Genomic DNA, 18908 nt, shown 5'->3' with positions numbered 1-18908 from the left:
CGGCCTGACCGTGCAGGACGTTGCCCGGAAGGCCTGCAGCTGGGCGACGGCGCCGGGCAGGGTGTTCGTCAGGAATACCTTCCCCTGCAGGCTCCTGTCGTGCCAGCCGCCGTCGATCAGCCGGTACTTGGATATCTCGTCCTCGAGGATCGGGCCGTCTTTGAGCCGGCACCACCAGAGCTTCGCGTCGGAGAACGTGATCCAGACGTCGCCGTGGTTCGAGGCATGGATCGTCCGGAGGGAGTTGAAGTCGTGGGTAGCGCTCCCGGGGTTCTTCACCTTCTGCCGGATCGCTCCCTCGATCCGGTCCCACCGCTCCCGGTGGAGATCCTCGAGGGCGACGTTGGTCCAGCCGATCCGCATCTTTCCTTCCCTGATGCTCGACTGCTCCCACTTCCCGCCCTCTCCCAGCTTGATGTAGTACGCATGATCGAAGTCGATGCTCTCCATGGTCCGCTCCCTGGAATACGAGACGCTACTGGACCCGGGCGCTTAAAAAGGTAGTGCTGCGCTATCCCGGGGTGCAACCGCCGGTCCAGAACGTCTCGTTCCATCCCGGGATGGGCATCACCCCACAGATCGGCCATCCGTGAGCGACCGATAAACAACTTTTTCCCGATAGCCTCCAAGAGATCAGTATCTGCCTATCCGGCGCCGGAGAGCGGACGGAAACTGCGAGAGCGTATGGAAGAGTACACGGTCGAGGAGGTCATCGGCTACCAGATGGAGATCATCCGGGCAAGCGGCGTCGAGGAAGACCGGGGTCTCGAGGGGCGGCTCCTCAATCCCGGAAACCTCGACTTTGTCATCACCATGAGCGATATCCCCGACCCGTTCAAGAGAGCGGCGTTCGTCCTCCACGGCCTTGTGACGGGGCACCCGTTTCTCCAGGGGAACAAGCGGATCGCGTTCTTGCTCGCAGCCCTCATCCTGCTCCGGACTCCGGAACGATACGTCATTGCAAGCCCCGATGAGGAGAACAACCGCGTGGTGCGGGAGATTGCCGAAGGCAGGCTCACGCGGGAGGAGGTACTGGTCTGGCTGCACTCGGTCGCAAAAACAGGGCGGTGATCACTCCGCCAGGAGGTCGAGGGTCTTCTTGTGCCGCTCGATGAGCATCCTGAAGTCCTCCTGCTTTGAGGGGCATGAGGGTTCCTCACAGGCCTGAGGCGCAGTACCGGACGATTCCATCGGACTCGGAGTGGTCGAATCCTGCGGAGGGTGGGGACCGCACGAAGACCCGGGATCGCGAACGCCCTCCCTGCCGGCTGATCTCCGGTTCTCCGGGTTCATTCTCCACTCCTCCTGTATCGACGGCTTTTCAGCGTTGTAACCATCGTCTTCCACCCTCATGAATGTTCGGGCCGGCATGCGCAGAGCACGCATACCCGTGCAACAGGGTCACGGCGGGGAGTCGCGGCCCCTGCCCATCATCCGCCCCCGGGCTCCCGTAATGCATCGGCCCGGCCCCAATACCGGGATACCGCGGGCAGGTTCCGCCCCTTTGGCCCGATCCACGAAAAGCGGCCGGAGAATAGATCGACACGCTTATCCGCACGATACAAAGAACCTAACGATCAAGATGAACATGACGTATCCCAAGAGCATCGTGCTCATGGCGATCCTGATCGCCTGCACCTGGAGCATTCCCGCCACCGCAGCGGTCGCCCCGGGTTCGCCGCCGGCCTGGACAGCCGAAGATACCCTCAACGTCACCGTAATTACCTCCGTGGACCTCTCGCCCGACGGAACACGGGTCGCCTACACCACGAGGCGCCCGGTGATGACCGAGAACCGGAGCGAGTTCCTCTCGGTCCTCCACCTTGCACAGGCCGACGGCACCGCCGACCGGGAGGTCTTTAATGACGGCTGTTCCCGGATGAGCCCCCTCTGGTCGCCTGACGGGACGCGGCTTGCCTACCTCTCGACCGAATCGGGAGTGCCGAACATCTTCGTCGCGAATCCCGATGGCACCGGGGCGGTGCAGGTCACCGATACGGAGACCGGTGTCGCGCAGTTCGACTGGTCGCCCGACGGCAAACGGATCGCCTACCTCGCCGAGAACCCTCTCTCCGCAGAAGAGGAGCAGGCGATCGAGGGAGGCGAGGACCCGATCGTGATCGGCAGCACCTACCGGGTGGTCCGCCTCTGGGTCGCGGACGTTGCGGGCAACCCCGACGCCCGTCCCCTCACACCCGATGACCGTTCGGTCGGCGCATGGGGCTGGTCGCCGGACGGGAAGAGCATCGCCTTCACCCACGCGCCCGCTCCCGACGAACGCTACGTCTACGACGTCAGCCTCTCGCGAGTCGACACCACGACGGGCGACGTAGCGCTGCTCCTGCCGCCGGGCAACCGCACGACGTACGACCAGCCGCGCTACTCACCCGACGGGAAGTGGATCGCCTGCATGGTCATGCACCCGTTCAACATCGTCGACATCATAAAAATCCCGGCCTACGGCGGAGAGCCGGCGACCGTCGCCTCCTCGCTCGACGAAGGGCTTGCCCTCACGGCCGGCGGCCTCTGGTGGTCCGCCGACGGAGAGAGCCTCCTCCTCCCGACCGCACGGGGAACCGCCATCGCCGTCACCGCCTTCCCCGCAAACGGCTCCGCACCCCGCGACCTCTTCGCCTGCGGGACGATCGGGTCGTTCGGGATGAACAGGGATTGCTCGCAGATCTTCTATACCGCAGAAGACAGCCTTGTGCCGCAGGAAGTCTACGTCACGCCGGCCGACGGGTATTCGCCCGTGCAGGTGACGCACCACAACGCCGATCTGCCCCTTGAGCGGCTCGGCACCACAGAGGTGATCCGGTGGAACTCTACCGACGGCCTCACGATCGAGGGTATCCTGACGCTTCCTGCAAACTACACGCCGGGGGAGCGATACCCGCTGCTCGTCGAGACCCACGGGGGCCCGTCCGCTGAGTTCTGCCGCCACTTCATCGGCGGCACGTCCTGGCCGATCTGTCCGGCCGGGACCTTCTCGTCGCTTGGCTATGCTATTTTCCGGCCGAACATCCGGGGATCGACCGGCTACGGAGCGGAGTTTGCCCGGGCAAACTACCGTGACTGGGGCGGCGGGGACTACCGCGACGTTATCGCAGGCGTCGACCACCTCATCGCGGAAGGAGTCGCGGATCCCGATCGCCTGGCCATCATCGGGCAGAGCTACGGCGGCTACATGACCGCCTGGGCCGTGACGCAGACGGACCGGTTCGACGCGGCGATCGTGATCGCCGGCATCACCGACTTCGTCAGCGTCGACGGAACGCACGATATCGTCTACGACCTCCATGACAACTTCGGCGTCTACTACTGGGAGGACTACTCCCTGTATCTCAGCCGTTCGCCCGTCTACCATGTCGGGAACGTCACCACTCCGACCCTCATCGTGCATGGCGAGCACGACATCCGCGTACCGGTCGGGCAGGCGCAGGAGTTCTACGATGCGCTCTGGAAGAGGGGCGTGCCCGCCGAGATGGTCGTCTACCCGCGGGCCGGCCATTTCCCCGGCGAACCGAAGCAGATCCTTGATCTGTATGGTCGCGAGATCGCCTGGTGCGAACGGTATCTGCAGTGAGAGGAACACTCACTTTTTACCGCTCAGGGGCAGTTGAAGAAGATCTCTTACGCGGCGTTTCTTCTGCCGGGCTCCTTACGTCGCGAGGTTTTTGACGCAACGGACAGGAAGCAGGCCGCACTGCCCGGTTTCAGGCGCGGACAGGCTGCTCCACTCCGTTCGGGCGTGAACCAGGGGCGGCGGCATCCGCCCCTTATTCAACCGGCGAAGAGGTTCGAGGATTTCTGCCATGTTCCTGCCGGTCGTAGTCCTCCACCTGATCCATCATCCAGCGGGCGATGGCGCGGAAGGTCGCGGGCGACATCCGTGCGTCAAAGACGAGCCGGCGCTGTATAGATTCAACGGTCATCTCGCCGTCCTCGCCGGCGCCGAGCTCGGGCAGATCGTAGTAGAACGCCACCTGGCCGAGCGCGGGGGTCAGGGTCCCGTAAACCCCGTCCACGGGGGTCACGCCGCACGCCGGGTCCCGCGACACCTCGATCGCCGGCCGCCTTTTGAGGGACATGCCCCTACTCCTCCCCCGGCGCCGAAGCGGTGATCCTGCCCGTGGAGAACGGGCTCTCCTGGCAGTGCGTCTGTGCGGACCCGGTCTCCTCCCGCGACGGCAGGAGCCCCCGGTACAGGGCCGTGATCAGGGCCTTCCCGAGCGTGGTCGGGACGTAGAACGATGCTTCGGCGTTCCCGAGATCGTCGAGGCTGCGGGCCTGCCTGGCGACGAGCCCCGCGTTCGTGAGCACTTTTAAGGCCCTCGATACCTCAGGGGGCTCCGCCTCGAAGAGTTCCCGGATCTGGTTGAACCGGAGTCCCTCGTCCCTCTCGAGGAGCGCGATGAAGATCGCCCATGCCTTCCTGTTTCCCAGGGGGGCCGTGGCGTTGATGATCACCGAAGGGACCTCGGAGAGGTGACGCTCAAGGATCGTCTCGTTCATGGTTCACACCCGGACCGCATATGGTTCTCCATCTGTTACTTAAATATATAATCTTGCGCATTCGGGTAACAAATATGATATCATGATCCGTTATCCATGAGAGCCATGATACTCCTCTGATGGATCTCCCCGCAGGCGAGCCGTTACACCCTCATCCTCTGTGAAGAAGGCTACGATGCCAGGAACATCGGCGGCATGCGACGCGGTATACGGCCCTACACCGAAAGGGAGTGGCGATGGAACGATTTCGAGAACCGGGACGAGGCAGTCCTCTCCGCAACCCAATTCTGCTACGACTGCCTGCTGGACTACTCATACTCGCTCTGAGCGGCATTCCGACATGCTGCAGGGCGGCCGACACGCGCTCGACCCGGGGCAATGATCTTCTCCAGGTGGCGGCCTGTAAACTGCGCGATATGGTCTGCAGCCTCTGCAATATCGTAGAAAACTTCCTCGCCTCACGCGGCGGCATAGACATCCCTGCAGGTCTCTTCCACGGACTCACGAAAGATCGGGTTTCTGATCGCCGATCGCTCGATGAGATCGATCTCGCGGCAAAAGAGCCGGGCCAGATCTTCCGCGAGACCGAAGTATGCTTCCGCGTGCTCCGCCGGAGTCATCGGTTCGAACTCGACGACGAAATCGATGTCGCTCGACGCCGGATCGAACCGGTCGCCCGTCGCCGAGCCGAAGACCCCGAGCCTCCGTACACGGCGGCGTCGAGCGACGCGGGCGATCTCGGGAACCTTCTCGCGGATGATGGGGTGCATCGGACTTCTCTATGATGGTTTACCATCCGGAAAGCATTATCTCTTTCGCATCGGCGGATGCCGGTATCTGCAGGTGTGAGCCCGAAACGCGGTATCGGCCGGGAACGCGAAAGACTCCCGGAGCGGGCTCGGTCCGGGGGTCCTCCCCCGGCTCAGATCAGGATCTCTTCGAGCGAAAACCGCATCTTCGGTCCCGGGCTGTCCGCGGCATAGCCGATCGGGCAGAGGATGACCGGCACGAGGGGGGCGGGGATCGCCAGGATCCGGCTGAACGCTGCGGGGTCGAACCCGGTCATCGGGCACGAGTCAAAGCCGAGCGACTTCGCCCCGTGCAGGGCGTTACCCAGGGCAAGATACGTCTGGGCCTGCGACCAGGCGAGCCGCTGCTCGGGCGTCATCGCATCGGCAAACCGGGAGGCCATCTCCACGATGGCGGTGCGGGTCTCTTCGGGGACGCCGTTCTCCTTCAGCAGGGCCTCGAGCCGCCGGATCAGCCCGTCATAATCGGGGTCTGCGCAGAAGACCATGAGGTGCGAGCAGGTCGTGATCTGCTCCTGATCGAAGGCCGCCGGCTTCAAGGCCTCCTTCCGGGCCGGGTCCGAGACCACCTTGATCCGCCAGGGCTGGAGGTTGAGCGCCGAGGGGGCCAGGCGGACCAGCTCCAGGAGTTCCCTGACGGCCGCATCGGGGATCGGTCTGCCGTCAAACCGCTTCGTCGCGTAACGCTGCTCTACACAGTCTTTGAAGTCCATACCAATCAATCATCCCGGGGCCTGATTTATACCTGCCGTCAGCCCCGGTTCTTCCGCGAGAAGAACTCCTTCACGCCCCCCGTGACGGTGAAGGCAACCCCCTGGAGCCAGACCGTCCCGATCTCCAGGGCGACGGAGAGAAGCGTCTCCCCCGGGAACGCATGGTCGCGGACGTTTTTGAGCGAGAAGTAGGCGAGCAGCATCCAGGCGGTCGCGCCGAGGCCCTGGCCGAAGACCGAGAGCCAGAGGCCGAGGGTCGCAAAGACCAGGGCCAGCAGGTAGCCGAGGAGGCTCGTCGTGAGCGCTGTAAAGAAGTTCAGCACGGCGCCGCGGGTCACCACATCGCGGAGCTGCGGCAGAAGCATGACCGCGAAGAGCACCGTGATGCCGGTTATGGCGAAGTCCTGCCAGGTCGTTTCGATCACCCGCACGCAATGCAGCGTAGAGGTATCGACGTGCGAACATATCAGATCAGCAGATTCCGGCCAGGTACTCCTCCTCCGCGGCGACGGCCCGGTCGTGCCACTCCGTGCCGATCCATCCATACTCGCTGAACCGCGGGGAGACGAAGAGCCCGGTCCCGCCGTTTGCAAGCGTCCAGACCTCCTGGCCCGGGGTGAACCGGCCCGTGACCTCATCTGCCACCGCGCAATAGACGATCGCGTCGATGTTCTTCACCACCGACGCAGCCACCAGGTTCGGGGCGAGGTAGGACTGGTCGGTGTCCTCCCCGATGAGGAAGACATCGCCGGTCTCGCGGGCGGCGTCCACGATCCCGGTGCTGCTGGAACCCGCGATCATCAGGATGACGTCGACGTCCCCGGCATGGAGGTCCCGGGCGAGGTCACCCGCACGCTCCGGCATCCCGAACCCCTCGAAACTCTCGCCGACGTAGAGGACCGTCACGTTCACCGCCGGGTCGTATGCCGCCGCCCCGGCCCGGAACCCCTCGACGAAGGGCTCGATGACGGCGACCGGGGCGCCGGCGATCGCGCCGATCTTCCCCGTCTCCGTCATATTCGCCGCCATCACGCCCGCGAGGTAGGAGGCACCGTAGGGGACTATCACGACGTCGCAGGTGTTCGGGAGGCCGAAGTCCTCCTGCTCGATGGTGAAAAAGCGGATATCGGGGTTCTGCTCCGCCCACGCCTGCGAGGCGTCGGCGAACTGGAACCCCTCGGTGATGACGAGGTCGGGCTTCTCGGTGAAGTTCCCTGCGGCAAAGACGGCGTCGAGGAGCGCGAGGTCGGCGTAGGTGAACTCCCGCTTCGTGAAGTCAAACGACTCCTCTGCCCGGAAGAGCCCCCGGTAGGCCGAGTCTGCAAACGACCGGTCCCCCTTTTCGAGTGGGTAGACCATCCAGACGACCGGCCCCTCACCGGCAGGGCCGGGCGAGGAGAGAGCGGGGGGGCGCGGGGAGACCTCCGCGGACGGGACCGGGATGCCCTCGCAGAACTCCCCGCCCTCGATTGTCCAGCGGGTGTAGTAGCCGGCGAGCGGTCCGGCCGATGGCGCATCGCCGAACCGGAGGGGGCCGGAGGCGCCGGTGACAGCCGGGTGGCCGCCCGCCCGGATCATCGCCGCGGCCTCGCCGGCCTCCCGGGGGTCCCAGCCCAACGTGGCGCCGTCGCCGGAGACGACCCACCGGAGGGAGGCCGCGAGCGGCTCGCCGGGTGCCGCCTCCTGCCGAGCCGCCGTGTAGACGGCGAGGAGGAGGGCGTCGTAGGTCTGTGCGGCAAACGCCGGGGGTTCCTCGCCGAAGACCTCCTCGTAGGCGATCGCATAGCCGGTCGAGGGGTCGGGGGCAAGCGACGTGCCGCTGATCCCCTCCGCCCGGTCGCCGAGGCTCTCGATCAGGTAGGGTGAGCGGCCGGCGTCGGTGAGGAAGAGGCCGGCGGGGGAGAGGGCGTCCGCGAGACGGGCGGCCTCCTCGGGGTAGACGGCGGCGACGACCGTATCGGGCTCCTCCCCGCTGAGCCGTGCCGCAACCGCCGCGAGGTCGTCCGAAGTCTCGACGAAGGCCGTCCCGGTGAGCCGGACCCCGTGCATTGAGGCCGCCGCCGGGGCGAGCCGGGCGAACGTCTCGCCGTAGGTGGTGTTAGCCGCAACGAGCGAGACGTTCTCTACACCGGTGTCGGAGAGAATCCGGAAGATCGCCTTCAACTGCTCACCGTCGCCGGAACAGGTCCGCCAGACGAGGTCGTTCTCCCGGAACCCGGCCGTGACGAGGCCCGAGGTGGCGCTCGGCGAGATGAGGAGTTTGCCCCGCCCGGTGACGATTGGAGCGATCTCGAGGAGTTCCGCGCTCGTCGCGGGGCCGATGATGACATCGATATCCCCGCGCCCGGCGAGCTCCTCCGCGTAGGCGGAGATGTTCCCCGTGCTCGTGTCGCGGTAGACGACCTCGACCGTCCGGCCGCCCTCCCGGTTCAGCGCATCCGCCGCCCAGCCGAGACCGTCGAGCGAGTGCATGGCAAGCGAGCCGTTTGCCGGCAGCAGGACGCCGATGCGGATGGGATCGGGAGAGGCGGTGCAGCCTGCAGAAAAGATCGCCGACGTGACGATGCAGGTGAGCAGAACGAGCGGCAGGAGGCCAGGGAACCGGGGTCGTGGGGTCATGATAGATCTTCGTCCGGGCGCCGGGTTCGCGGCCGGCAGCCGATAGGGTATAGGTCGGCGGCGGCCCGGATATGGCTTTTTATTGAAGTTTCGGCAGCGGGGCCCGGATCAGGGCACCCCTGCTCCCCCATCCAGGTACTCCATCTTCAGCCTGAGGATCCGGCCGCAGGACTCGTCGATCCGCTCCTCCGGGATCTCCCCCGCCTCGACGAGGTCCTCCACGATCCCGACCGCCCTCTCTGCGATCAACTCGTCGTAGACCAGGTTGTTCGCGAAGAGGAAGATATCGCACCCGGCGTTGATCGAGAGCCGGAGCGACTCCCGGAGATCGTAGTTGTCGTGGATAGCACCCATGTCCATCGCGTCCGTGACGACCACGCCCTGGTAGCCGAGCCGGTCCCGGAGGATGCCGGTGACCGTCGGCGTCGAGAGCGTCGCCGGGTAGTCGGGGTCGAGGTCGGCGTTGTAGACGTGGGCGGTCATGACCATGTCGGGGAGACCCCGGGCGATGAGGTCCTGGTAGGGCTGGAGCTCCTCCTCGCTCCAGGTCTCCGTGACGTCGGTGAACCCTGCGTGCGTATCGCTCACGGCGCTCCCGTGGCCGGGGAAGTGCTTGATCGCCGTCATCACGCCCTGCCGGTGATGCTCCTCGATGACCCACCGTGCGTTATCGGCGACAACGGTGGCGTTCGCGGAGAAACTCCGGTTGAGCCGACCGATCGCGGGCGAGTCGGGGTTGACGGCAAGGTCGACGACCGGTGCGAAGTTCAGGTTGAACCCGTTCTCCCCGACCATCGCCGCAAGCGCCCGTCCGGCTTCCCGGGTAACGGTCTCGTTATTCTGCTCGCCGAGCGACCAGGCGGAGACGGTCGGGGTGAACCCGTAAGATTCCTTCAGGCGGCAGACCGCTCCGCCCTCCTGGTCGACCGCGATGAAGATCGGGACCTTTCCTGCGTAGCCCTGGAGCGAGGCGGTCAGGGCCCGGACCTGGGCGGGGTTGTTGATGTTCCGCTCGCTGGTGCCGAGCGCCACGTCCCGGTCGAAGAGGATCACTCCCCCCACGCGCCCGACCGCGATGTCGCGGGCGATCTGCGAATCGTTATCGACGGAGTACCCACGAAACCCGACGAGGAGCATCTGCCCGATCTTCTCTTCGAGGGTGAGGGAGGCGAGGGTCCGGTTGATGGCATCCATAGTTTCCGACGAGGGGACAGGGTCCGGGGCGGACGTGCAGCCCGCAATGCAGACCGCGAGGAGGAGGAGACCGGCGAGGGAGCGGCTGAGCATACTATTGGATGAAACCCGCCGGAATAAATGCGTGCCTGACGGTGCGGGGCATCGCCGCCCTCTCAACGGGATCTGCCGGGCAGATCCCCGACGGCGAACCGTAACCCCGTACCCGCCCTCCATTGCGGGGGCGTCACACATCTCCCGGAAGCCTGCCACCCCGGGGTTGAGAGGAGGAGAGGCCGGGACGATGGAGACCTCCATCCGTGCGACCATCCCCGCCGTCGACCATGCCCTTTAACCGCTCTCTCGATAACAGACCCGCGATGAATGAACGATCCGGGACGGCACCCCGCCGGATCTTCAGGACGAAATCCATCCGGCAGCAGGTGGAGAGCACGGGGGGCGAGCATGCCCTGAAACGAGTGTTAAACCCGTTCGAACTCGCCCTGTTCGGCATCGGGGCCGTCGTCGGGACGGGCATCTTCGTGATCACGGGATTGCCGCGGCGAACTTCGCCGGCCCCGCCCTCATCGTATCGTTCGTCATATCGGGTATCGTCTGCCTCTTTGCCGCCCTCTGCTACGCGGAATTCGCCGCGATGGTGCCGGTCGCGGGGAGCGCCTACACCTACAGTTACGCATCCCTCGGGGAGATCTGGGCCAGGATCATCGGGTGAGACCTCTTTCTGGAGTACTCGGTCGCCGTTGCCGCCGTCGCCATAGGCTGATCCGGCTACGTCGTCAACCTCCTCAGCGAACTCGGGATAACGCTCCCTGCCGCTCTGGTGAACCCTCCGGGGTTGCGGGCCGGTCCTGATCGACCTCTCCGCGACGTCCTCGCGAACCGGATCGAGCACGACGGCCGGCACCCCGAACCGGTCGTCCGGAAGGGCTGCCGCCCGGCAGACCAGCGCCAGATCGAGAAGACCGTCGCGAGGCAGACCCCCGTCTTCCCGCTCGCGCGTGCGTAGCCGCCTGCTCGTACCGGAACGGGCGGGAGCGCCGAACCTCCCCGACGCCTTCTGGAGCAGCGCACCCCCCTCGCCAAAGGCCCTGCTCCGCCCCTTTCAACCCCGCAGGCTGACGACCGGCTCAACACCGGGCCGAGGGAGACGGAATATCCTCCTCTCCTGATGAGAGCGGACGCAAGACCATATACAGGGCAGGTTTCCGGTCATATCGAACCATTCTACCCCAAGCCTCTACATCACGTATGCCGTTGCCGGAAGACCGCAGACACAAACGGCAGGACAGATCACTGCTCTCATAGGAGACCAGGCACCGCAACAACCCGGGAGGAAGATCTGCTCCACTCTCCATATACTCGCAAAATGACCTCCCGGCAAGTTCGGCCGCGTCGCGGCACCCGACAAGGGTTGCAGCGAGTTTGTTTGCATCAAGGATGCACCCGTCCCGGTCGAGGATAACGATAGGATACGGCATCTGCTCTACGAGCAGCCGGAAGAACTCTCTGCCTTCGCGGTTGCACTCCCTTGCAAATCGCCGCAGGAGGGCAACTGAAGCCTGGTTAACAAATGCCTCGACGGTCTCCCTGTTCGTAACATCACCCGGTCGAAATAACTCAATCAGGATATTACCAAAAATCTCACCCTTACAGGCAAACCCCATGCAAAAACCCCGGCCAGGTCTTAACCTCTCTTGAGCCTGTACACAACGCTCCTCCGGGATCCGGTGGAAACAGAGATCGTACGGCGATAAAACGTCAATGAGTGCACCTTTATGGAAGTCCGTCTCGGACAGGGGCAACTCACTGATAGGAAACGATACCCCGAGCGGATTGACGATCCCGATAGCCTCCCAGAGCGCATTGGTCTGCTCTTCTTCTCCCACAACAGCACGGAGCGTAAACTCCCTCTGCTCCGGATCGAACGAGTTGATGCCAATGACACTCTCCGGGACGAGATCGTAGAGGCGATCCGCGATGTAATGGTAGAGATCTACCGAGTCCTCCATCTCGATGAAGTCCATCGCGGTCCGGGAGAGGAACTGCAGGTTTTGGACCTGCACTTTTTCGCGCGCCAGGCTCTCCTTGAGGGTGTCGTTGGCAATCCTCCTATCAATCGCAATCGCAGCCTGCCGGATGAGCGCCTCGATGAGATCCTTATTCGGCAGCAAGGAGCCACGTTTCCGGCTTATCCCGACATTGCCGATGAGTCTTCCCTTGGAGACAAGCCCCATCAGGTAGGTGTCAAGTTCTCCTGCTGTTTCCACAATCTGTTTATGCAGAAGCCGGGAACGTGGAGGCATCTTTACAAGACTCCTGCACTGGATAAGTTCCGTCATATCGGCCTTATTAATAAGAAAATGCATCCCTGCGGGGCGCGTTCCCGGGGATTGCTCCGTTATCCCCGGTATAGTCGAATCCCCGACAATACTTTTGAGAACGAGGTTTTGCGTAGGTTCGTCGATGATGTCGATCCATACCAGAGGTAGCGGGGCGAGCGAGTAGACCTGCCGCACAACGTAATCGTAGATGTCATCATCTTCGCCCATGTCCATAAAGGCCATACCGGTCTGCGAGAGGAACTCCATCCCTCTGATATAGTCGTTGATCTTCGCTGCAGCCTCGCGCTTCTCAGTGATATCCCTGCCCATGCCCTGGCATTCGGAGAGGTGGCCGGAGTTATCAAAGAACGCGCGCATTGTCCACGTATTCCAGCGGATCCGCCCTGAAGAATGACGTATCCGGCATTCGAACGTGGAGACCGGATGATCACGGCTCAGCGACCGAAATGCCTGATCCCTCGCATGGGCATCTTCATTGCATATACGGGGAATAAAGGGCTTCCCGATGAGATGCTCCACGCGCTCCTCAGAATACCGGGCATACGCAGCATTCACAAACGTGGCGGTGCCGTCCGGCATGCACCGGACGATAAACTCGGTCTGATCCTCGATGATACCCCGGTATCGGGCCTCGCTCACCCTCAGCTGTTCCTGGTAGGCGACCTGATCGGTGATATCCTCAATGATCAGCGTGATACCCCGGGCTCCATCCTCAAATACTGTCGGCATCCGTTTCACGCGGAAATGACGCTCTTTTTCCTGGAGAACGCAGCGCATCTCAATGATCCGGTCTGGTGCGTCGCGCAACTCCGGCGGTGACAGATTGTTCTTCAGTGCAACGAGAATGGGGTTTTGTGAGAGATGTATACTCGTGCCGACGACCGATTCCCGATCTTCGTTGAGCGCTACGAGCATCGGTTCGTTGACCTTCAGGATCCTGTTCTCATCATCGAGAACAACGACCATGTCAGAAGAGAAGTCAAGCATTGCAGATATGGGGACGCGATGGGAGAGGAAGTATACCTTTGCAGCTCCAATCTCCTGCATATCGACCTGCCCGGAGATGAGGAGCATATCGAGGTATTTCGATACAAGATTCCTGTTCATATGCAGTTTAGAAGAGACATCCGAGATGGTCATCCCCCGCGGGTTCCATTTCAGGTATTGTTTGATTCGATCCATCCTCTCCTGATCGAGCACGCTCATACAAGGGAATTGGGTGCTGGCATAGTAAATTTTCTTATCTTGTGGGGGGTGAAGGGGTGTGCGGGATCACGGCAAGATGCATATTAAAATTTGCATGGCACACCATGGTGCATATTTTCATTGCAGACTAATATGGCGAAATTAGTGTGCAAATTCATAATAAAGGACGGATTCCATCCTATTTTGGTACAGGACAACTGATGATGTGCCCTGTGACCACAGGAAGGATGAAACGGAGATGCAGACATTTAACTTCAACGGGGCAGAGCATCTGATCCGACAGGCACAGGAAGAGTCAATGCGAGGGGATCACGCCGCTGCAGTGGAACGCCTGAGGAAGGCAGTTGACATGGAACCGCAGCACCCGGGGGCGTTTGCCCTGATGGGAGATTGCTGCGACTACCTCGGTCAGCATGAGCAGGCAATCGCAAACTATGATCAGGCAATCAGGATCGATCCCTATCATGCAGATGCATGGTTTAACAAGGGAATGAGTTTGAAATCGGTTGGGAGGGACGCAGAAGCAACGCAGTGTATTGCGAAATCAATCGAACTGTATTGCGGCCGTTGAGGCAGCATTGAGTTACCACACATCACAACTTTCGACGCTGCCACACAACAAAGGACCGGTAAGCAGTTATGAGAAAAAGAACAAATGCTTTTTTATGGCCCTGAGGCAGGGCGCGGCAATGGATGAACATTTCTGCTGACAGATCGCCGTTTTCTGATGCCGTGGCTCTTCTTCCATCTATCTACTCGAATCAATGCGCCCTTATACCATCCGAGATGCTGAAGGTGCCGGGCGAAGCGAACATCTTCCTCAAGCAGATCCCCCTCCCGGGGGATGACTCCTGCATTCCTATGAAAATGGGGTTGACCTGACCCTCATACCGCATCACGATGCATCGGGGACACGTTCCGTATAGGCATGGAGGAACCGCTGGCCGGAATAAACCTCATCTGTCGCGGTTTTCCCGGATTTTCCTGCCAGAACAACGACTCCTGCATCATTCCAGGGTCCCCGCTCCGTGAGAACAACCGCCCCCTCTGTCTTCCCGTACGCAGTAAGAGATGCCTCTTTGATAGTCAGTGATTTCCCCGTGATGCCGGCCCGGAAACCGTAAGCCTCAATTTTACCGGCCATCATGGATATTTCCCCACACGGCACGGATATCCCGTAACTCTCACTTTCAATCGTTACAACGCCCCCTAATTCGAGATCTCCCTTCTCAACAACAATACCACAGCCCTCCGAATCCCTCATCCGTGAATTGGTAATCCTGATGATCCCGCAAGGGATCTTTGTTGATCCTGACGGGATGAGCACCCCGTAATCATCCGCTGTAATCTCCACTCTACCGTTGGTAATAATCAGATTGCCTTTCTCGGATACAATTCCGCCAAACCTGCCGGTAACAATGACGGTCGCTCCATGGATGCCGATATCCTTTGTCGTATAAATCCCCACATTACCATTTGCATTCATATTTACCACGGTACCAAGGATCAGGTTGCCCTCTTTCACCGAAAGACCGATCTCCACACCAGTAATTTTCAGACGACCACGTTCTATTTTCAGCGATTTTCCCACAGAAAATCCGATATTACCGGAAGCCGAGAGATGAATATCATTAATTACCGCAGATCCTGCCACAACCAGTCCGTTTTTACGGCCGGATACGGTGATGGATCCAAAATTCAAGGTCATCTTTTTCCCGGAAATCCGCATGCCGTCTTCAGCCTCCCCGGAGACAGATACATCCCCGCCGGACATGGTATAGGAGCCGTTCACCACAATTCCGTTGATCCTGCCAATCCCCATAATCCGGCCGCCAGAAATTTCTGCATTACCTGCAATCTGCATTGCCGTATCTCCTGTAAGCATCAGACCTCCCCCGAGATAGTTCAGGTCACCCCCGACAGATATTCCGGTCTCCCCGGATGCAGTGATATTTCCGTTTTGTATCTGCAGGTTTCCTCCAACCGCGATGGCAGTTTTTCCCGAGATTTCGTAGTCCCCGGAAAGATCCATATTCTGGGAAACAAAAAACCCATAATCCTCTCCTGACAGAGTACCATTCGACCGGAGAATATTGCACGAACCGTTTACCTGCACACAGGATGCTGCATTCAGATCGAATGTCGAAACGTCAACGGTGAGACTGCCCTCCTCCAGGCGAATACCTGTATCGCCGCAGGAGGCGTCAAAAACAGCAGAAGATATATCTATAGAACCGTGGTGAATCAGGATACCGCATCCCTCCGGGCTCTCGATCTGCAGGCCCCCTACGGAGAGACTCATATCTCCCGCAAGGTCAATTCCTGCACGATTTCCATAGATTGTCAGGGAACACATGCCGGTTGTGGTTAAGCCCCCGGATACCGATCTGATTGCTGTCGTTTCAGAACTGATGTCGAGTACGCTGCCGTCTGTGACGGAGATGTCCCCTGATGCATAGATTCCGTACTCGTTTGTCCGGATGGTGAGGATGGTTTGTGCAATTTGCAGGGAGCCGGACTCGACAAAAATCCCTCCGTCGTCTCCCTTTATGGACAACGCTGCAATACCCGTAAGTTTCAGGTTTCCGTTGTGAATGCAAATTCCCGGCCCATGAGGACTGAAGATCTGGTTGTCAAGCTGTTCCACCCGGATGGTGAGGTCTCCGGATGCTTCAATTGACGAGCCATGATAGTTGGAAAGGACAAGGGTGCGTGTTTCTGCAACCCAGTTCCATCCTTTGCCATAACAGTCGTCTTCGCCGGAGTAGGATCTCCCGCCGATGACAAACTCCTCGCTGGCCTCCGGAGCTCCCGACCGGTATTGATTGCTGTTTGCGGCATCAAGATTGGTATGCGGCTCACCGTCATGTTGTTTTGCGCAAAAAAGTTCGTAATCCAGTCCCTGCTTTAGTGTTGGGCCTGCAATAGCCAGAAGACTGGTACAGTACGTGATTACGCTGTCGAAATCCCCACACCGCCGCATGGTATCAAGGACCGGGACCCATCTGTTTGAAGGGATGTCGGCGAGTGTTTTGTTGCCTGCAAATATCAGGGACAGGGCTTTTCTACGGCAGGAGACGGCTATCTCACGCTGGCGCATGGTGTCAGCGGACCATGCGGCCCGGAGATAATAGTCTGTGGCTTTTTCCGGATTGTTCTCCTCCAGCTGGATACGTGCAGCACGTATATACCGTGAAGCTAACGGGGGGCTATCCGGATTCTGGAGATCGCAGTAATCAGGAGACTTCAGGAAGTCTCTGGTGATTGCTGTTTTCTCCCCGATGTCTTCCGCAATGTATCCGCAATGTGGACATACTTCAAGTTGGTTTTTAAGAATGTCCGTTGTCAGTTCCTTTGGACGACCCTCAAGCTCCACTATTCCCGATGTCCCTGCCGTAACGGGATGCGTAGGGGGTGCACTGTTTATCTGCTTCGATGATTTATGGCAGACAAAACAGATTTTGGGGACGGTCTCAATCTGCGGCATGGCAACTTAAACGTTGGTGATTCCTCAATATACGCCACGCAACTATATCCAGTTAACACCTGGCTACGATCATCAAGATCCTGGTCGCAATGCTCATACCAAAACTGCAACTCCTGGAGGAAGAGGGCGAATTTCCGGGCATTAACTCCAGGATATTGCAGTAATCGCTGCTTTTCAGAGGACCAGAATATTTCTGGTACCAATAAATATAAACATTCCCACATGATCAGTTAATGCAAAGAGTACCACCGGTCAACCCGCATCCCCCCTCTTCATCGTTCTCTCCCATGCAGGTCCTGCCCGGCACCGTACCCCCGGCAGGTGATCCGGGATATCCCGGAAGAAGACCGTCGGCGTTCCAGCGCCCCTGCCGGTTGTATCCCGTCCGATCGGATACCCCCGGAGCATCCGCGGCTTTGACGGCATACATGCCGCGGCCGGACAACCTGAAGGCGCGGGACGACTTCGGGCAATTCTGTGTGATGCTCGATCCGTTTCTTTGACACATGGGGACGTGTCTGACAATCGCGATCTGCCCACGCCCGGTCATGATGACGTAGAATACGCATAGTTTAAAAAGGTAACGTCATAACACAATACAACGGACAGGTAAAATATGAAAATTTTAGAAGAGACGGGCATCTCTCTGGAAGTGACTCATCTCCTGGCCATTGGCCTGATAATGCTCGCCCTCAGTACCGTGCTCTTTTCAGTCGTTGCAGGGGCACTGCCCTACTATGAGGATGGCGTGTACGGTCTCCTTCTGATTATGTTCGGCCTGCAGCTGCAAACCATAGGAAAAACCCCGATCGGATCTGTGAAGAGATCGTGGCCGGGACTCATTTCAGGGGTCGTCATCACCGCAATTGGTTTTGCCACCTGTTTTATTCCGGGAGTTCTTGGCGACATCCCAAAGGTTCTGGTGATGATCATCTTCGGAGCCGGCAGTAGTTTGCTGCTTTTGCAGCTGCTTTCTGCAGATGAGGTGCGTCGGTTCCGGAAAACACTCGATGACGGAGTAGTTACCCGCCTTACCGTCAGCGGTGCAGCCGTCTACATCCTGGAGATTCTGATTGCAGTCTTGATTGCAGCGCAGATTTACCGGCCTTTCCTCATTTCGACCGAGATTCTGGCGGTTGTCGCTCTGCTCTTCGGCATTGCCCTGTTCTACCTCGCCTCTATGCTACAGAAGGTGCATCGACTTCATTCCGAGTCCGAAATCTCCACAAACACTCCGGGCGCATCCCTTTATACCATCATGGGAATGCAGTTTGGTCTCTATATGCTGGTTCTCGGCTGCCTGCTGGTTCCGGTGAACCTCGGGCTATTGCCGTATGCTACAAGCGCCATGCATGGCGCCCTGGTAGTGCTGCTTGGTGTTCAGGCTCTGGTCAGCGGCACTATGATGTCGTTCGCGTTCACACGTAACTGGATCTTCTTCCTTGTGGGGATGGTGCTCGTTGCGGTCGGGGCATTTGCTATCATTGTTCCTGACACGATTGTTGAGTTTCTGATTCTCTTCATAGGAGTTTTCGTCATTCTCGGAGGACTTCATCTTCTCTACACCCTCTTTTGGCCAAAACCAAAGTCAGCGGAGCCCGCCCCGAAACCGAAAGGGAAAGATCTCCTGCTGATGATTTTGCTGCTTGCTCTGGCACTGCTTACGGTCGCCATGATGATCACCTTCGGTCTATCGATGCTTTTCAAAGACCTGATTCAAGGTCTTATAATTGCCGTTGTTCTCATATGCTTCGGACTGTCACAGTTCGCTCTGTTTTATGTCCAGTCACTCGCGGAGAAGAAACACCTTATCGGATGACAGTAAGGCAGACGGCGGTGAACTCGTCTACCCCCTTGAAAATATCCACCAGCACTTTATTTCCCGACTCGATAGCCGGCACACGGCCGGTTCTCCGACAGCATCCATCTCGTCGACACTCACTGGCGGCTGCAGTGCAGCCCCCTTCGCCGCTGCCTTCCCTGTCGGGTAGTCCACAAAGACAATGGTTTCAATGTAGCCGGC

General features: G+C 60.0%; 19 protein-coding genes and 1 pseudogene. 8 read left to right on the top strand and 12 right to left on the bottom strand.

Going from position 1 to position 18908, the window contains the following annotated elements:
• The coding region (locus V6K60_RS07885; RefSeq protein ID WP_332449973.1) for a hypothetical protein at positions 1-450 on the bottom strand (450 nt) is incomplete at its 3' end.
• 234 nt (positions 451-684) lie between these two features.
• Here V6K60_RS07885 and V6K60_RS07880 point away from each other — a divergent pair.
• Positions 685-1071, top strand: coding sequence for a Fic family protein (locus V6K60_RS07880; protein ID WP_332449972.1), 387 nt, complete (start codon positions 685-687; stop codon positions 1069-1071).
• Here V6K60_RS07880 and V6K60_RS07875 read toward each other — a convergent pair whose 3' ends face one another.
• On the bottom strand, positions 1072-1347 hold the full coding sequence (locus V6K60_RS07875; protein WP_332449971.1) for a hypothetical protein: 276 nt from the start codon (positions 1345-1347) through the stop codon (positions 1072-1074). It lies immediately after the preceding gene.
• Between the two features lie 235 nt (positions 1348-1582).
• On the opposite strand from V6K60_RS07875, the gene V6K60_RS07870 reads away from it, so the two are divergent.
• Complete coding sequence (locus tag V6K60_RS07870; RefSeq protein WP_332449970.1) at positions 1583-3586, top strand: S9 family peptidase; 2004 nt, start codon at positions 1583-1585, stop codon at positions 3584-3586.
• A gap of 193 nt (positions 3587-3779) precedes the next feature.
• On the opposite strand, the gene V6K60_RS07865 is transcribed toward V6K60_RS07870, so the two are convergent.
• Positions 3780-4091: a hypothetical protein gene (locus V6K60_RS07865; protein ID WP_332449969.1), complete on the bottom strand. Its 312-nt coding sequence runs from the start codon at positions 4089-4091 to the stop codon at positions 3780-3782.
• Positions 4092-4095: 4 nt separating this feature from the next.
• A complete protein-coding gene (locus V6K60_RS07860) occupies positions 4096-4515 on the bottom strand; it encodes a helix-turn-helix domain-containing protein (protein WP_332449968.1) in 420 nt (139 codons plus the stop codon).
• A 195-nt stretch (positions 4516-4710) separates the two neighbouring features.
• Between V6K60_RS07860 and V6K60_RS07855 the strand changes: the two genes are divergently transcribed.
• Entirely contained in the window at positions 4711-4842 is a 132-nt protein-coding gene (locus V6K60_RS07855) for a hypothetical protein (RefSeq protein ID WP_332449967.1), read from the top strand.
• A 131-nt stretch (positions 4843-4973) separates the two neighbouring features.
• Here the strand turns inward: V6K60_RS07855 and V6K60_RS07850 are convergent, their stop codons facing one another.
• The 5 genes from V6K60_RS07850 to V6K60_RS07830 form a co-directional block, all read right to left on the bottom strand.
• Complete coding sequence (locus V6K60_RS07850; RefSeq protein WP_332449966.1) at positions 4974-5285, bottom strand: nucleotidyltransferase family protein; 312 nt, start codon at positions 5283-5285, stop codon at positions 4974-4976.
• Positions 5286-5437: 152 nt separating this feature from the next.
• Positions 5438-6037 (bottom strand): nitroreductase family protein, encoded by a 600-nt coding sequence (locus V6K60_RS07845; RefSeq protein WP_332449965.1) that lies wholly within the window; start codon positions 6035-6037, stop codon positions 5438-5440.
• Positions 6038-6075: 38 nt separating this feature from the next.
• The gene (locus V6K60_RS07840) at positions 6076-6462 is read right to left on the bottom strand and encodes a hypothetical protein (RefSeq protein WP_332449964.1); all 387 of its coding nucleotides are present in this window, start codon (positions 6460-6462) and stop codon (positions 6076-6078) included.
• Positions 6463-6508: 46 nt separating this feature from the next.
• Complete coding sequence (locus tag V6K60_RS07835; RefSeq protein WP_332449963.1) at positions 6509-8656, bottom strand: BMP family ABC transporter substrate-binding protein; 2148 nt, start codon at positions 8654-8656, stop codon at positions 6509-6511.
• Positions 8657-8764: 108 nt separating this feature from the next.
• Positions 8765-9943: a glycoside hydrolase family 3 protein gene (locus tag V6K60_RS07830; protein WP_332449962.1), complete on the bottom strand. Its 1179-nt coding sequence runs from the start codon at positions 9941-9943 to the stop codon at positions 8765-8767.
• Positions 9944-10220: 277 nt separating this feature from the next.
• On the opposite strand from V6K60_RS07830, the gene V6K60_RS07825 reads away from it, so the two are divergent.
• Positions 10221-10562 carry an amino acid permease gene (locus tag V6K60_RS07825; protein WP_332449974.1) on the top strand — a complete coding sequence of 114 codons (342 nt, stop codon included), beginning with the start codon at positions 10221-10223 and terminating at the stop codon, positions 10560-10562.
• A 108-nt stretch (positions 10563-10670) separates the two neighbouring features.
• Entirely contained in the window at positions 10671-10856 is a 186-nt protein-coding gene (locus V6K60_RS07820) for a hypothetical protein (protein WP_332449961.1), read from the top strand.
• A 121-nt stretch (positions 10857-10977) separates the two neighbouring features.
• Here the strand turns inward: V6K60_RS07820 and V6K60_RS07815 are convergent, their stop codons facing one another.
• Both V6K60_RS07815 and V6K60_RS12825 read right to left on the bottom strand, forming a co-directional pair.
• Positions 10978-12501 carry a PAS domain-containing protein gene (locus V6K60_RS07815; RefSeq protein ID WP_332449960.1) on the bottom strand — a complete coding sequence of 508 codons (1524 nt, stop codon included), beginning with the start codon at positions 12499-12501 and terminating at the stop codon, positions 10978-10980.
• 18 nt (positions 12502-12519) lie between these two features.
• Positions 12520-13158: pseudogene (locus tag V6K60_RS12825) on the bottom strand (PAS domain-containing protein); the annotation flags it as partial.
• Here V6K60_RS12825 and V6K60_RS07805 point away from each other — a divergent pair.
• A complete protein-coding gene (locus V6K60_RS07805; RefSeq protein ID WP_332449958.1) occupies positions 13157-13384 on the top strand; it encodes a hypothetical protein in 228 nt (75 codons plus the stop codon). The pseudogene V6K60_RS12825 and the gene V6K60_RS07805 sit on opposite strands and share 2 nt — an antisense overlap.
• Before the next feature lie 252 nt (positions 13385-13636).
• Complete coding sequence (locus V6K60_RS07800; RefSeq protein WP_332449957.1) at positions 13637-13969, top strand: tetratricopeptide repeat protein; 333 nt, start codon at positions 13637-13639, stop codon at positions 13967-13969.
• A 324-nt stretch (positions 13970-14293) separates the two neighbouring features.
• Here the strand turns inward: V6K60_RS07800 and V6K60_RS07795 are convergent, their stop codons facing one another.
• Positions 14294-16885: a hypothetical protein gene (locus tag V6K60_RS07795; protein WP_332449956.1), complete on the bottom strand. Its 2592-nt coding sequence runs from the start codon at positions 16883-16885 to the stop codon at positions 14294-14296.
• Between the two features lie 616 nt (positions 16886-17501).
• Between V6K60_RS07795 and V6K60_RS07790 the strand changes: the two genes are divergently transcribed.
• Complete coding sequence (locus tag V6K60_RS07790) at positions 17502-18704, top strand: hypothetical protein (RefSeq protein WP_332449955.1); 1203 nt, start codon at positions 17502-17504, stop codon at positions 18702-18704.
• The last annotated feature ends 204 nt before the right edge of the window (positions 18705-18908 follow it).

This window comes from Methanoculleus sp. (assembly GCF_036677455.1).
Lineage (GTDB): Archaea > Halobacteriota > Methanomicrobia > Methanomicrobiales > Methanoculleaceae > Methanoculleus.
The sequence above is the reverse complement of the archived record's forward strand: the minus strand, read 5'-3'. Positions and strand labels throughout refer to the sequence as shown.

What these genes read in the sequence shown, in the direction of transcription:
- V6K60_RS07880 (WP_332449972.1), top strand. Translation starts at nt 685, where the DNA reads ATGGAAGAGTACACGGTCGAGGAGGTCATCGGCTACCAGATGGAGATC.
- V6K60_RS07870 (WP_332449970.1), top strand. Translation starts at nt 1,583, where the DNA reads ATGAACATGACGTATCCCAAGAGCATCGTGCTCATGGCGATCCTGATC.
- V6K60_RS07865 (WP_332449969.1), bottom strand. Translation starts at nt 4,091, where the DNA reads ATGTCCCTCAAAAGGCGGCCGGCGATCGAGGTGTCGCGGGACCCGGCG.
- V6K60_RS07860 (WP_332449968.1), bottom strand. Translation starts at nt 4,515, where the DNA reads ATGAACGAGACGATCCTTGAGCGTCACCTCTCCGAGGTCCCTTCGGTG.
- V6K60_RS07855 (WP_332449967.1), top strand. Translation starts at nt 4,711, where the DNA reads ATGCGACGCGGTATACGGCCCTACACCGAAAGGGAGTGGCGATGGAAC.
- V6K60_RS07850 (WP_332449966.1), bottom strand. Translation starts at nt 5,285, where the DNA reads ATGCACCCCATCATCCGCGAGAAGGTTCCCGAGATCGCCCGCGTCGCT.
- V6K60_RS07845 (WP_332449965.1), bottom strand. Translation starts at nt 6,037, where the DNA reads ATGGACTTCAAAGACTGTGTAGAGCAGCGTTACGCGACGAAGCGGTTT.
- V6K60_RS07835 (WP_332449963.1), bottom strand. Translation starts at nt 8,656, where the DNA reads ATGACCCCACGACCCCGGTTCCCTGGCCTCCTGCCGCTCGTTCTGCTC.
- V6K60_RS07830 (WP_332449962.1), bottom strand. Translation starts at nt 9,943, where the DNA reads ATGCTCAGCCGCTCCCTCGCCGGTCTCCTCCTCCTCGCGGTCTGCATT.
- V6K60_RS07815 (WP_332449960.1), bottom strand. Translation starts at nt 12,501, where the DNA reads ATGGGCAGGGATATCACTGAGAAGCGCGAGGCTGCAGCGAAGATCAAC.
- V6K60_RS07805 (WP_332449958.1), top strand. Translation starts at nt 13,157, where the DNA reads ATGTCAGAAGAGAAGTCAAGCATTGCAGATATGGGGACGCGATGGGAG.
- V6K60_RS07800 (WP_332449957.1), top strand. Translation starts at nt 13,637, where the DNA reads ATGCAGACATTTAACTTCAACGGGGCAGAGCATCTGATCCGACAGGCA.
- V6K60_RS07795 (WP_332449956.1), bottom strand. Translation starts at nt 16,885, where the DNA reads ATGCCGCAGATTGAGACCGTCCCCAAAATCTGTTTTGTCTGCCATAAA.
- V6K60_RS07790 (WP_332449955.1), top strand. Translation starts at nt 17,502, where the DNA reads ATGAAAATTTTAGAAGAGACGGGCATCTCTCTGGAAGTGACTCATCTC.